12 protein-coding genes are annotated in these 13,327 nt (G+C 63.9%); 11 read left to right on the top strand and 1 reads right to left on the bottom strand.

The features are described 5' to 3' along the window. Positions 1 to 353: 353 nt before the first annotated feature. Both ACODSZ_RS06490 and ACODSZ_RS06485 read left to right on the top strand, forming a co-directional pair. Entirely contained in the window at positions 354 to 1,103 is a 750-nt protein-coding gene (locus ACODSZ_RS06490) for a transporter (protein ID WP_008328627.1), read from the top strand. A 126-nt stretch (positions 1,104 to 1,229) separates the two neighbouring features. Next, entirely contained in the window at positions 1,230 to 1,436 is a 207-nt protein-coding gene (locus tag ACODSZ_RS06485; RefSeq protein WP_175342562.1) for a hypothetical protein, read from the top strand. Positions 1,437 to 1,522: 86 nt separating this feature from the next. Here ACODSZ_RS06485 and ACODSZ_RS06480 read toward each other — a convergent pair whose 3' ends face one another. Beyond that, the gene (locus tag ACODSZ_RS06480; RefSeq protein ID WP_175342563.1) at positions 1,523 to 2,275 is read right to left on the bottom strand and encodes an SDR family NAD(P)-dependent oxidoreductase; all 753 of its coding nucleotides are present in this window, start codon (positions 2,273 to 2,275) and stop codon (positions 1,523 to 1,525) included. A 190-nt stretch (positions 2,276 to 2,465) separates the two neighbouring features. Here ACODSZ_RS06480 and ACODSZ_RS06475 point away from each other — a divergent pair, with 190 nt between their 5' ends. The 9 genes from ACODSZ_RS06475 to dld all read left to right on the top strand — a co-directional run bounded on the left by ACODSZ_RS06475 (position 2,466) and on the right by dld (position 13,324). Then, on the top strand, positions 2,466 to 3,932 hold the full coding sequence (locus ACODSZ_RS06475; protein WP_488927285.1) for an aldehyde dehydrogenase family protein: 1,467 nt from the start codon (positions 2,466 to 2,468) through the stop codon (positions 3,930 to 3,932). After that, positions 3,929 to 5,458, top strand: a complete 1,530-nt coding sequence (gene xylB, locus ACODSZ_RS06470) for a xylulokinase (RefSeq protein ID WP_488927284.1) — start codon at positions 3,929 to 3,931, stop codon at positions 5,456 to 5,458. Before ACODSZ_RS06475 ends, xylB begins: the two co-directional genes overlap by 4 nt. Further along, positions 5,455 to 6,156 (top strand): HAD-IA family hydrolase, encoded by a 702-nt coding sequence (locus tag ACODSZ_RS06465; RefSeq protein ID WP_488927283.1) that lies wholly within the window; start codon positions 5,455 to 5,457, stop codon positions 6,154 to 6,156. The genes xylB and ACODSZ_RS06465 overlap by 4 nt, the downstream gene beginning before the upstream one ends. A gap of 9 nt (positions 6,157 to 6,165) precedes the next feature. Beyond that, positions 6,166 to 7,005 (top strand): MurR/RpiR family transcriptional regulator, encoded by an 840-nt coding sequence (locus ACODSZ_RS06460; protein ID WP_175342566.1) that lies wholly within the window; start codon positions 6,166 to 6,168, stop codon positions 7,003 to 7,005. 63 nt (positions 7,006 to 7,068) lie between these two features. Further along, positions 7,069 to 7,782, top strand: a complete 714-nt coding sequence (gene rpiA, locus ACODSZ_RS06455) for a ribose-5-phosphate isomerase RpiA (protein WP_488927282.1) — start codon at positions 7,069 to 7,071, stop codon at positions 7,780 to 7,782. Between the two features lie 167 nt (positions 7,783 to 7,949). Further along, the gene (locus ACODSZ_RS06450) at positions 7,950 to 9,038 is read left to right on the top strand and encodes a sugar ABC transporter substrate-binding protein (RefSeq protein WP_175342568.1); all 1,089 of its coding nucleotides are present in this window, start codon (positions 7,950 to 7,952) and stop codon (positions 9,036 to 9,038) included. A gap of 26 nt (positions 9,039 to 9,064) precedes the next feature. After that, complete coding sequence (locus tag ACODSZ_RS06445; RefSeq protein WP_488927281.1) at positions 9,065 to 10,582, top strand: sugar ABC transporter ATP-binding protein; 1,518 nt, start codon at positions 9,065 to 9,067, stop codon at positions 10,580 to 10,582. A gap of 28 nt (positions 10,583 to 10,610) precedes the next feature. Continuing rightward, positions 10,611 to 11,621, top strand: coding sequence for an ABC transporter permease (locus tag ACODSZ_RS06440; RefSeq protein ID WP_217509768.1), 1,011 nt, complete (start codon positions 10,611 to 10,613; stop codon positions 11,619 to 11,621). Positions 11,622 to 11,629: 8 nt separating this feature from the next. Then, positions 11,630 to 13,324, top strand: a complete 1,695-nt coding sequence (gene dld, locus ACODSZ_RS06435) for a D-lactate dehydrogenase (protein WP_488927280.1) — start codon at positions 11,630 to 11,632, stop codon at positions 13,322 to 13,324. Positions 13,325 to 13,327: the final 3 nt, after the last annotated feature.

Raw genomic sequence — 13,327 nt, 5'->3', positions numbered from 1 at the left:
ATCATCAGACTCTGTCCTGACTTCGCTTCCGGCGGCTCGCAAGGCTCGATGAACCCAGCCAGATTGATGTTCCTTCCGTAAAAGCCACGGCATTTACCGCAGCCACCAACGAGGACATATTCATCAATAGGGCCTTGCCTGCGCCTTTCCTGTCCGGAATGCCTGGCAATTTCCTTTGCTAATGTGTCCCCGGCATGGCAGCGGCGCGATTTCCCTTCGGTTCGCTCCGACCACAATGTTGTCTCCGTCGCCTGCGACGTGCTCCGTCACGTCTGCGGCAGGCACGGGTGTGTCATCGTGGCCACGCGAATGCCGTACCGATCAAAATAAAGTGCAAGAAAGTGGGGTCTTTCATGAAAAACAAAACCATCCGAGTGTCCTGCCTGACCGCACTGCTGCTGGCCGCCAGTCATCCGGCCTTTGCCGCTCATCCGCTGGTCACCGATGATGCCGGCGTACAAGGCAGTGGCGGCATGCAGCTGGAAATGAATACCGACTGGAGCAGGCAGGACGGCAACGCCGCTCATGTGGGCGGATTGACCTTCACCTACGGCGTGACGGACAAGCTGGACATGTTCTTCAACCTGCCGCAGACCTTCCAGGCTCCAAGCGGCACCGGGGTGGGGGATGTGTCAGTGGGCGCCAAATGGCGTTTCCATGAAGCCGATGGCCTGGCGCTGGCGCTCAAGCCAGAATTGTTCATGCCCAGCGGCGACGAAGAGAAGGGCCTGGGCACCGGCAGAAACAGCATGGCCCTCACCGGCATCGCCTCCTACGAGACCGGCCCGTGGGCGCTGCATGGCAACCTGGGCCTGCGCTACAACCGCTTCAAGCTGGAAAGTGACCGGGAGGGGCAACGCAAGACCCTGTGGCGCGCTTCGGTAGCCGTCGCATATGGCCTCAATGAGCAGTGGCGCCTGGTGGCCGATACCGGCCTGGCACAGAACCCCGACGCTTCCAGCCGCAAGTTGCCTTCCTATGCCCTGGTGGGTGCGATCTGGTCACCCAACAAGACGGTGGATCTGGATGCCGGTGCCAAATTCGGTCTGAACAAGGCTGAGGTGACGCGGCAGTTCGGTGTCGGCGTGACCTTGCATTTCTGATCGGGGAGCCTCGGAGCAGCGCACGGAACTTCATCTCTGTGCGCTGCAACATGCAATGCGCTGGAAAGCCGCGCCAAATCTGCTATCGTTGACCTTGGCGCAAGGCCACGACTAAGGAGACGACATATGGATCTGGTGGAAAAATTCGATGCCAAGGGCAAGACCGGCGCACCTTACCACGTAGAGGTGTACCAGACGCAACAGGACGAGGCTGACCAGGCTGACCAGGCCTTCAGCCGCAGCTACAAGCTCACCGATGGCCGCGCGCTGGATCCCCTGACCAACGAGAAATTCAGGATCGTTCAGACCGGGGAAAAGATCTACCGCGTCTGAGTCCGCCCTGGACCCGCAACCAGCCGATCAGGCCGGCACCGCAAGGTGGCCGGCCTTTTTGTTGCCTGCGCGGACGGTACAAAGCTTCATATGCAGGTATAAGCACCGTCTGCATTGACAATGGCGCCGGTCATGAGACTGGCGGCGTCCGAGGCCAGGAAGCTCACGATCCCGGCAATTTCCTCCGGCCTGCCCATGCGCCTCTGCGGGGTCATCTCCATCCAACGGGCGATCAGCGCCGGTTCCTTTTCCAGTTCCTGCAACAGCGGTGTGGCGATGTAGGTCGGCGCCACCGCATTGACGCGCACCCCGCGTGCGGCCCATTCCACCGCCAGCGAGCGCGTCAGGTGGTGGACCGCTGCCTTGGAGGCGTTGTAGTGACACTGCGGTTGCGGCACGTTGACGATCATCCCCGACATCGAACCGATATTGACGATGGACCCGCGACCGCGTTCCAGCATGCGTCGCCCGAAGGCACGGCAGGTCTTGAAGACCCCGCCCAGGTTGACGTCGAGTACCTTGTCCCATTCTTCATCACTCATCTCCTCGGCCGGCGTATTGCTGACGATGCCGGCATTGCACACCAGGATGTCCAGCGGCGGCAGGCGGGCAGCCAGGCTGTTCAGGGCGGCGCTGTCGGTGACATCGAGCGCCAGGGACTGGGCCGACCCGCCCAGTGCGCTGGCCGTCCTGGCCGCGCTGGCACCCTGCAGGTCGGTGCAGATGACCGTGGCGCCCTGGCGCGCCAGTGCCTCGGCGCAGGCTGCGCCTATGCCTTGGCCGGCGCCGGTCACCAGTGCCAGTCGGTCATGAAGGTCACGCGAAGTAGTGGTTGCCATGCTGTCTCCTGAATCAAGTCATTTAAGTAGTAATGCTATATATTTCAGTAATCGCCTTGGTAATTTTGCTAGATATCGGCCATTGTTCTCGGGGAAAACGCAAATATTTCGAGCAAACAGGTTTGCTTGGCGCTCTTTTATCTAGTTATACTATATTCACCGTCGCTCAAGGAGATTCATGATGCAGGGGATGCCAGAGATGTTGGCCCGTTTGTCGGGCAAGCAGTTTGTGCAGGGCCGGTTCATTGCAGGGGAGGGAGGCCAACTGGCCGTTCGCAATCCCGCACGTGACGAGGTGATCGGACACATCGCCGTGGCCACCCCCGCCGAGATCGCATCGACGGTCGCCGCCGCCCTTGCCGCCTGGCGTCCTTGGGCGAGTCAACCCGCGCGGGTACGCGCTGAAGCCCTGCACGCGCTGGGGCGCCTGATCGAGACGGATGCCGCCGCCATGGCGCAGGTGATGACCCTGGAACAGGGCAAGCCCTTCAACGAAGCCCTGGGCGAGATCCGCAAACTGGCCGAAGCCTGCCACTTCTATGCCGAGGAAGCCGTGCGGGTACACGGCGAAATCATTCCCAACGACCAGCCCGGCTATCAGAGCCTGATCCTGCGCGAAGCCATCGGCGTGGTCGCCGCCATCACGCCCTGGAACTACCCGGCCGAGCTGGTCGGTTGGAAGCTTTGTGCTGCGCTGGCGGCGGGCTGCCCCATCATCATCAAGCCTTCTGAATTCACTCCCTTCACTGCCCTGATGATCGCGGAAAAGACGCAGCAGGCGGGCATCCCGGCGGGAGTGGTGAGCGTGCTCAACGGCGACGGCGCCAGTGTCGGCCAGGCCTTGGTCGATCACCCGGACATTCCCAAGATCGCCTTCACCGGGTCCTCCCGCACCGGCTTGCGCATCCAGCAATCCTGTCCCGCCATCAAGCGACTCTCGCTGGAACTGGGCGGCAACTGTCCGCTGCTGGTCACGCGCCACGCGGACCTGCCACAGGCCGTGCAGGGCGCAGTGCGGCGCTCGTTCCGCAACATGGGGCAGATCTGCATTGCCATCAATCGCATCTATGTCGAGCGCACCGTCTATGCCGATTTTCTGGACCAGTTTGCCGCAGCCACGCGCAAGCTGATCATCGGTGACGGGCTGCTGAATCCGGCGGCGGATCTGGGTGCCATGGCGCAGGTCGCCCCCTTGCAGAAAACCCGCCAGCATTTGCAGGACGCACTGGACAAGGGCGCGCGGTTGGTCACGGGGGGCGCTGCACCGGAAGGTGAAGCTTTTGGCAAGGGACTGTTCTTCCAGCCCAGTATCGTGGCCGATTGCACGCATGAGATGCTGGTGATGCGTGCAGAAACTTTCGGCCCGCTGGTTGGCGTGGCGCCTTTCGATCGGCTCGATGACGCCATCGCCCTGGCCAACGACACCCCTTACGGACTGGCAGCCTATGCCTACACCCAAAACCTGCAGGAAATCCACCGCTGCGCCGCCGAGCTCGATGTCGGCAACGTGGCCATCAACCATGTCGACGCCGGCATCATGAATGCGCCCTATGGCGGTCGCAAGCAAAGCGGCGTGGGTGTCGAACACGGGCGCGAAGGCTTGCTGGAATACTTCCAGTTCAAGCACGTCCGCCTGCGTCACGGGGTGGGGGCATGACGACGCGCGCCGCTCTGTTGGGCATCGATATCGGCACCTCGGCCAGCAAGGCTTTGCTGCTCTCTACCGACGGTCAGGTGCTGGCCAGCGCCAGTGCCGGCTATCCGGTCTCGCAACCGCGTGAAGGCTGGGTCGAGCAAGACCCGGCCTGGTGGATTGCAGCCGCGCGTCAGGCAGTTGCATCGGCCTTGCAATCGGCGGGGCCGAGCGAGCTGCTGGGCATCGGCCTGTCAGGGCAGATGCACGGCTTGACGCCGCTGGATGCGCAGTATCGGCCCTTGCGTCCCGCCATCCTCTGGAATGACCAGCGCAACCAGCTCCAGGCGGACCAGATCACCGAGGCCACCGGCGGCTTGCCTGCCTTGCTGGCACGCACCGGCAATCGCATGCTGGTCGGCTACACCGGCGGCAAGCTGCTATGGATGCAGCAGCAGGAACCGCAGCACTATGCGCGCCTGCACATGGCACTCAATCCCAAGGATTACCTGCGCTACGTGCTCACGGGCGAACTGGCGACCGAAGTCTCCGACGCCTCCGGCACGGGACTGTTCGATGTGCGCGAACGGCGCTGGGCCACGGGTGTGATGCAGGCTGCGGGACTGGATCCGGCGCATTTTCCGACGTGTCATGAATCACAAGTCATCACCGGACAGGTCCACGCGCAGGCGGCGACCCTGTTCGGCATCGCGCCCGGCATCCCGGTCATCGGCGGAGGCGGCGACAGCGTGATCCAGTCGCTGGGCGCCGGAGTGGTGGCGCCCGGTGCCTTGCAGACCACCATCGGGACCGCCGGCATTCTGGCGGCGGCACTGGATCGCCCGCTGCCATCGCCGGATGGCCGCATCCAGCTGTTCTGCAACGTAGCGCCCGAGCGCTGGCATGCCATGGGCGTCTCGCTCAATGCGGGCGGCGCGCTGGCGTGGTTCCGCGATGCGATGCAGGCAAATGCTGGCGCAGCCAGTTTTGAGGCAATCCTCGAAGCCGCTGCGCAGAGCCAGCCGGGCGCGCGCGGGCTGCTGTTCCTGCCGTATCTCTACGGTGAACGCTGTCCGCATCCCGATCCCTCGGCGCGTGCGGCCTTCGTCGGCCTGTCGGCGCGTCATGGCTTCGGTGATCTGGCGCGCAGCGTGCTGGAAGGCGTGGTGCATTCGCTGTGCGACATGCAGAACCTGATGCGCGCCATGGGCGTCACGTCCGACTGGGTCAGCAGCTCCGGCGGCGGTGCCCGGTCTGCACTGTGGCGCCAGATGCAGGCCGATATGCTGGGCTGCGATGTCCTCACCCGTCAGGGGGCGGCAGAAGGCGCCGCATTGGGGGCGGCCTTGCTGGCGGGCGTCGGCCTGCAGGTGTGGCCGGATATCGATCACGCCGCCGGTCTCATGCCGGAACTGACGCGCGAGCATCCCGACCCCGCACGCAGCGCGCGGTATCGGCAAGCGCATGCGATCTATCAGAATCTCTACGCCACGCTCTCGGACAGCTTCAAACGCCTCGGCGTGATCGCGGCCCAAGAGGAGGGCGCATGAGCCAAGACCGTGCGAGCCGCTACCAGGCCTTCATCTTCGACCTCGATGGCACCCTGATCGACAGCGCGCCGGACATTGCCGCTGCGGTCAACGCCTATCTGCAGGAGCAGGGCCATGCCGCGCTGGAGGTGGCCTATGTCGAACGCTTCATCGGCAACGGCCCGCGCCGCCTGATCCGGGACATCCTGCTAGACCAGGGCATCGTTCTGGAGGACGCGGCTTTGGACGATGCCGTGCAAGCTTATATCGGCCACTATCGCCGCCATCCGGCCAGCCACACGCGCTTCTTCCCGCATGTGAAGGAAGATCTGGAGAACCTCCACGCTGCCGGTTTCCGACTCGGCATCTGCACCAACAAACCGCATGCACTGACGCGCCAGATCCTCGACCTGCTTGCCTTGTCGCCGCTGGTGGAAGTGGCGCTCGGTGCAGATGCCGTTCCCGCCTGCAAGCCCGACCCCGGTCACCTGCGCGCCGTGGCGCGACACATGGCGCTGCCCGAGGGGGCGTGGGCCTACATCGGCGATACCCCGGTTGACCAGGCTACCGCCGAGGCGGCCGGTGTGCCGTTCTTCGTGGTGCCGTGGGGCGGCGGTGGCGAGGTGCAGGTACGACCGTCCCAGCGCCTGCGGCGCCTGCGCGACCTGCTGTCTTATAAAATCGCGCCTTTGGCCACCCCGCCATCGACAACAACATAAAGGACAGCCATGAGCAACAGCCTGCTGCAGCAGATCGTGCGCGAGCAAGAGGAAATGAAACCGGCCGAGTTGCGCATCGCGCAGTTCGTCAGCCAGGCACCGGGCGAGGTGATCCACATGAGCATGGCTTCTCTGGCCGAGCGCTGCGCCGTGAGTGACCCGACCATCGTGCGCTTCTGCCGCCGCTTCGGCTTCAATGGCTATCAGGATTTCAAGCTGAGCCTGGCGCAGAGTCTGGTCCCGAGCGCACCTTTCGTCTACGAACAGATCACCAAGGACGACGATATCGGCCAGATCGTGCGCAAGACCTGCCGCAATTCGCTCTCCGCCATCCAGCGTGCATTGGACGACCTGGTGCCGCAACAGGTCGAAGACGCGGCGGCGCTGCTGCAATCGGCCACCTGGATCGGCATTTATGCCAGCGGTATTTCGGAAATCACCGCGCTGGATGCCGAGCACAAGTTTCAGCGCCTGGGCCTGCGCTGTGCCGCGGTGATGGAGGAAAAGAAGCAATGGATGCACGCCGAGAAATCGCGGCCCAATGAAGTGGCCTTGATCTTCTCGCAATCCGGACATACCAGGCGCATGGTGGAGCTGGCCATGGCGGCGCGGGCGCGTGGCGCGCGCGTGGTGTCGGTGACGGCCGCGGACAGCCCGCTGGCCCAGGTCACCGACGCGCTCATCGCCGTGCTGCCGTATGACCAGACCGAATTCATGACGCCGCTGGCCTCGCGCCTGAACCATCACCTGGTGGTCAACATGCTGGTCACCGCCATTGCAGTGGCAAGCAACAGTGAATTCCCCGATCAGTTGCCGGCGTTGGATTCGTGGATGACCGACAAGATATAGCTCAACCGCGCATCGGCGCCCTACGCCAGCGGCCAGGGACAAATGCTTTTTTAAGGAGAGACCATGCAGTTGAACCAGAACGAAGCAAAGAAACTGGCCGGTCGCCGTGCCATCGACGAATTCGTGCGCGGCGGCATGCGCCTGGGCCTGGGCTCGGGGACGACCTCGCACTTCTTCGTGCGGGAACTGGCCAAGCACATCGCCGACGGCCTCGAGGTCACCTGTACGGCCACCTCGCGCTCGACCATCGATGTCGCACGCGAAGTCGGCATCCCCATCATGGATCCCAACGAGATCGGCCAGCTCGACCTGACCATCGACGGGCCGGACGAGATCGACCGCGATTTCCAGATGATCAAGGGCGGTGGTGCCTGCCTGCTGTGGGAAAAGATCATCGCCCACGCCTCCACCCGCATGATCACCATTTGTGACGAGAGCAAGATCGTCGATCGTCTGGGTGCCTTTCCGCTGCCGGTGGAAGTGGTGCAGTTCGCCTGGAAACAGACCGAACGCATGATCACCGACCTGCTGCGCGCACAGGGCATCGAGCCACGCATCGTCCGCCGTCACCGCGATGAGCGTCCGGTGGTCACCGACAGCGGCCATTTCATCCTTGACTGTCATTGCCACGCCATCGCCGACGCACCGCTGCTGGAAAGAGAGCTCAACCGCATTCCCGGCGTGGTGGAGAACGGGCTGTTCACCCGAGAGGCGGCGGGCATGGTGGTGGGCTGTTTCGATGGTTCGGTCCATGTTTCCTGGCGTCCGGCGAGCTAGTAAAACTCCGTACACGCCGGGCGGATCGTGTGCAAGCTGAAGATGAAGTTTCGTTCCTGACTGTTGTTCCCCGAGGATGTCCGCCGTATACCGGGTGAAGCTTTCTTCTCGAACCCGATGGTCGGCGGGCCTGATAGCAAAACTATATAAATCAATTGGAGGTAGACATGAAATCGCATCCTGTATCGACGCGCCGCCAGCTTCTGCTGGGCGGAATGGCCATGGGCGGCTTGAGTGCCCTGGGCCTGCCCGGCTGGTCCGGTGCGCAGCAAAAGTTGCTCATCCCGTTCAGCAACAAGAGCCTCGATTATTACTTCTTCGTGATCGAAGAGGCCGCCGTCAAGCGCGCCGTGGAGGCTCATCAGGGCAGCTTCCAGGCCACCAACGCCAGCTTCGACAATACCCGCCAGCTGGAACAATGGCAGTCGCTGATGCTGTCGCGTCCGGCCGCATTGGTATCGGATCCCATCGACAGCCAGGCCATCGTCAGCGGCTTGCGTCGCTACAACCAGCAAAAGATTCCGGTGGCCATCATCGACACCCCGGCTGAAAGTGGCAACGTCGCCATCACCGTCAGCTTCGACAATTACCTGGGCGGCGTGATGGCCGCCAGGGAAATCATCAATCGGCTGGTCAAAAAACATGGCAGTGCCAAGGGCAAGGTGCTCAACTGCTATGGCGCGCTGGCCAGCGTGGCCTGGCGGCAGCGCAAGGAGGGCATGGACGCCGAGTTCGCCAAGCACCCGGGCATCACCTACATCAGTCGCCCGACCGAAGGCAAGCTGGACCAGATGCTGGCCGTGACCCTGGCCACGCTGTCCGAACATCCCGACCTCGACGCCGTGCACGCACCCAGCGATTCGCCCGCGCGCGGCATCGCCACGGCCTTGCAGCAGAAGAACCGCTGGAAGAAGGTGGATGAAAAGGATCACGTCATCTTTGTCACCATCGATGGCGAACCGGTGGCGCTGCGCTGGATTCAGGACGGTTACATGGATGCCTGCGTCTCGCAGGATCCGATTGCCTATGGGGAAGTCGCGGTGGAGATGCTGGTGAAATACGCGATCCCCGGCAAGGAAGTGCCCATCGGCCCGTATGAAAACAAGAAGTACTTCTGGGAAAAGGGCCAGATCGTCAAAGGCAAGACCGGCCCGACGCTCATCATCCCGCCCTTCGTGATCGACCGCAGCAATGCGGCCGACAAGCGCCACTGGGGTTATGTGGCCGAGAAGGTGTGGGGCATCGCCTATACCTGATCGCAGGCCTTGGGCAAGGAGACGCCATGACGACTGACAATTACTCCGCAGGCCGCACCGACCTGGCGCTGCGCGTGGACAAGCTGGGCAAGCGCTACGGCGCCTTTGACGCCCTGCGCGACATCACGCTGGGCATCCGGCGCGGCACCATCCACGGCCTGTTGGGCGAGAACGGTGCCGGCAAGAGCACGCTGGTCGGCCTGATCTCGGGCCAGCGTACGCCCAGCGAGGGCCGCATCTTCCTGGGTGAGCAGGAGATGCAGGGGGCCGACGTCAAGCGCATGGAAGCCGCCGGCGTCTTCCTGGTGCCGCAGGAGCCGATGATCATCGAGCACATGTCGGTGATGGACAACCTCATGCTGGGCCTGTGGCCGGTCTCGCGCGGCTTCATCTCGTTGCGGCGCATGCGCGAGAATGCCGCGCGCATGCTGGCCGGCAGCGGCATCGTGGCCGAGCGCATGGCGGGTTCGCTGGACGCGGTGGCGCGGCGCAAGCTCAACATCCTGCGCGCGATGTTCTCCGGCGGCAGCATCATCATCCTCGATGAGCCGACGGCCGCGCTGACCGTGCCGGACCGGCTTCAGCTGTTCGACTTCATGCGCCAGTTGCGGGCCTCGGGCGTGACGTTCATCTTCATTTCGCACTACAACGATGAAATCCTCGACATCTGCGACGCCGTCACCGTGCTGCGCGACGGGCGCCTGGTGGCTACCAGCGAGGAGGTCCGGCGTCTTAGCTCGTCGCAGCTCTCGCAATTCGTGCTGGGGCGGGAGCTGGACTTGTTCCAGCGTGAACGTGGCCACACGCCTGATGGCGGTGCCTGGCCCGATCCGATCTGCATCGACGAGATCGTGGGCGGGCGTCTCGACGTGCCGCAGTTGGCGATCCGGCCTGGTGAGATCATCGGCTTGACCGGTTTGCCGGGGGAGGGCGCCAAGGAGCTGGCGCGCGCACTGTTCGGACTGCACCCCGTGCGTGGCGGCAGTATCCGCTTCCCGCAGCAGCAGGCCGTCAGCCTGCCGCAGTCGCCCGATCAGGCCTTTGCGATGGGCATTGCCTATCTGTCGGATGACCGCAGGCGCGACGGCGTGGTCGGGCATCTGTCCATCCGCGAGAACATTGCCCTGTCGTCGCTGGCGCGCCGCTTGCGTCGCGGCCTGGTGGACGAGGCACAGGAACGCGAGACCTGCCATGGCTATTTCCGGCGCATGGGCATCAAGGCGGGCAGCAGCGAGGAGGCCGTCAACACCTTGAGCGGCGGCAACCAGCAGAAGGTCTGCCTGGGTCGCGTGCTGGCGACCACGCCGCGCCTGCTGATCCTGGACGAGCCCACGCGCGGCATCGACGTCGGCGTCAAGCAGGAGGTGCTGCGCCTGCTCGATCAGCTGTCCCGCTCCGGGGTGGCCGTCATCATCGTGTCCACCGACGTGGACGAACTGGCGCGGGCCGCCGATCGCATCTGCATCTTCCAGGGCGGACGCATCGCCCACACCGTCAGTGGCAGCGACATCAGTACCGACCACCTGCGCCGACTGGCGCAGTGACGACAACATGACACAAGGAGACTCCCCCATGACAACCGCAACCGAGATCGCGACCACCCCGGGTCCCGACCGTCCCGCTCCCGGCCGGGGCAAGCCGCGCCAGGTGCTGGCCTGGGTTCTGCGCAACGTGGTCTGGATCTGGCTGGTGGCGCTGGTACTGGGCTTTGGCCTGTTCAGCCAGTTCTTCCTGAGCGTGATGAACCTGCAGAACATCCTGGTGCAGGCCACCGTGCTGGGCCTGTTGGCGCTGGCCGTGGCGTTGCCTTTGCTGGTAGGCGAGATCGACCTGTCGCTGCCGGCCAACCTGGGCTTTTCCTCGGCCATCGGTGCCTGGCTTTATGCCAGCGTGGGCGGACCGTGGTGGATCACCATGCTGATCGGCGTGGCCGTGGCGACGCTGATCGGCTGGTTCAATGGCTTGTGCATCACGCGCCTGCGCATGGTCTCGCTGATCCAGACGCTGGCCATGATGATCGTGCTGCAGGGGGCCTTGCTGGCGCTCACCCAGGGCAAGACCATCACCAACCTCGACGATGGCTACATCTGGATAGGCTCGGCCACGCTGGGTGGCTGGCCGCTGATGCCGCTGATCTTCGTCATCGCGCTGCTGGCCATGTCGGTGATGCTGCGCCGAACCGTCCTGGGTCGCTCCATCTATGCGGTCGGCGGCAATGCGCTGGCCTCGCATGCGGCGGGCATTCGCGTGCATCGCATCAAGATCATCTGCTATGCGCTGGCCGGCGGTATGGCCGGCATCGCCGGTTATCTGCTGGCGTCGTGGCAGATCGCCATCACCTCCAACCAGGGCGCGAGCTACCTGCTGTATGCCATTGCCGCGCCCATCATCGGCGGGGTGAGTACCTTCGGCGGACGCGGCAGCGTGCTGGGCATCCTGGGCGGAGTCTTGTTGCTCACGGTCATCCAGGTCGGGCTGGCCATCATCAATGTGCCTTCCTTTTATGTGGGCATGATCGGAGGTGTGATGATCTTCATCGCCGTGGCCATCGATGCCATCCGCGTGCGCTTCTTCGTGCAATGAGCGGCGACATGGAGCCCCTGGAGACCTTGTTGCGCAGCCTGCGCACCATCGTGGGCGCGGCCAACGTGCTGACCCGGGCTGCGGCCAAGCGGCGCTATTGCCGGGGCTACCGCTACGGGCAGGGCGAGGCGGCGGCCGTGGTCAGGCCCGGCACCCTGGTCGAGATGTGGCATGCACTGCAGGCCTGCCATGCAGCGGACGTCATCGTGATCTGCCAGGCGGCCAATACCGGCCTGACCGGGGGCTCCACGCCCGCCGACGGCGGTTATGAGCGCCCGGTCATCGTGCTCAATACGCTGCGCCTGCGCGGCCTGAGCTTGCTGGATCAAGGGCGGCAGGTCGTGACCCAGCCCGGCGTGACGCTGGACCAGCTGGAGCGGACCTTGAAGCCCCTGGGCCGCGAACCACACTCGGTGATCGGGTCCAGCTGCATGGGGGCCTCCGTCACCGGCGGCATCTGCAACAACTCGGGCGGCTCCCTGATCCGGCGCGGTCCGGCCTACACTGAACTGGCCTTGTTCGCGCAGGTGGATGCGCAGGGGCAGCTGCAACTGGTCAATCATCTGGGCCTGGATCTGGGGAGCTCACCGGAAGAGATGCTGGCGCGGCTGGAGCGGGGGGATTTGGCCGATATGAACGAAAATGCCGGTCACTGTGCCCGTCACGCCTCCGATCACGAGTATGCCAGCCATGTACGGGACGTACAGGCCGCCACCCCGGCCCGTTACAACGCTGACCCTCGAAGGCTGTATGAAGCTTCAGGCTCGGCGGGCCATGTGGTGGTGTTTGCCCTGCGGCTCGATACCTTCGCCGCCGACCTTGCACCTTCTGTGTTCTATATCGGCAGCAATGATCCCGCCGAACTGGAAGACATTCGCCGCAGCATGCTCATGCACTGTACGCATCTGCCGATTGCCGCCGAATACCTGCATCGGTCCGCCTTCCAGGCCAGCGAGCGATATGGCAAGGATTTGTTTCTGTTCATCCGCCATTGCGGGACCGAGCGGCTGATGCAGGCCTATGCCTTCAAAAGCCGGGTCGACGCCTGGCTGGACAAGCTGGGCATTCGTCCGGGAGCCACGGATCGCCTGCTGCAAAGGCTTTCAGGCTGGCTGCCAGCGCATCTGCCGGCGCGATTGACCATCTGGCGCGATCGCCATGAGCATCATCTGCTGCTGAAAATGCCGCAGGAAGGCGCGCAAGAGGCGCGGCAGCTGCTGCAGGGGCGCTTCCCGTCGGCCAGCGGTGATTTCTTCGAGTGCGAGGAAGAGGAGGGACGGGCCGCTTTCCTGAACCGCTTCGTGGTCGGCGCGGCCATCGTGCGCTATCGCGCGGTGCATGCGGAGGAAGTGGAGGATATCGTGGCGCTGGACGTCGCCTTGCCGCGCAATACGCAGGACTGGTTTGACCCCTTGCCGGCAGAGATTGCCGACAAGATCCGCTTCACGATGCTGTGCGGCCATTTCTTTTGCCACGTGATGCACCAGGAATACCTGATCAGGAAGGGCGAGGATTGCGAGGCGATCAAGAACGCCATCCTGGCCCTGCTGCAAGCCAAGGGCGCCAAGTATCCGGCCGAACACAATGTGGGGCACCAATACAAGGCCGAGCCCGCCCTGGAAGACTTCTACCGCCGCCTGGACCCGACCAACAGTTTCAATCCCGGTATCGGCAAGACCTCGCGCCGCAAGCACTGGCGCTAGGGC

The organism is Herbaspirillum sp. FG34 (assembly GCF_057809315.1).
This window is presented reverse-complemented; position numbering and strand designations above follow the sequence as displayed.